We start from the raw sequence: 458 nt of genomic DNA on the forward strand, positions 1-458 counted from the left end.
CAATGGCATCGCGAAGGCGATTGACTGCGTCGCCGGCCGCACGGGCGCCGCGCTTGCGCGTCAATTGGCCCCGAATGGATGCATGCTCGTCTATGGAGCCTTGTCGTCGCATCGTCAGACTGACCCCGCAGCGTTTGAGATGCCGATTTTCGCCCCAGCGCTTGTCTACTCGGCTGCCGAGGTTCGCGGCTGGTTCATCTTTTCGTGGCTCGCACGCATGGGGGCACGTGAAGGCGGTCAGATGCTGCGCAGTCTGCTCGATCGTATGGCCGAGGGCACCTTGAAGCCGCCGGCAACGCGCCGCTACCACCTTGATCGCGCACACGAAGCCTTCACGGCCGCCGAAAGCTCCGCACACGATGCCAAGCCGCTGCTAGCGTTCGCGGCACTCTAAGTCTCGCCCGTCGGATGAAAAATCGAAGGCAGTGGCGCCCCGGCTCATGCGAGCACCTAAGGGG

General features: G+C 64.0%; 1 protein-coding gene. It reads left to right on the forward strand.

Annotation, left to right across the window (positions count from 1 at the left end; genetic code table 11):
• Positions 1 to 394: zinc-binding dehydrogenase (locus VSR34_RS38520; protein ID WP_342965248.1), on the forward strand; the 394-nt coding region annotated here is incomplete at its 5' end.
• Between the last annotated feature and the right edge of the window lie 64 nt (positions 395 to 458).

Origin of the sequence: Paraburkholderia sp. JHI2823 (assembly GCF_038900695.1) — a bacterium.
Classification (GTDB): domain Bacteria; phylum Pseudomonadota; class Gammaproteobacteria; order Burkholderiales; family Burkholderiaceae; genus Paraburkholderia; species Paraburkholderia mimosarum.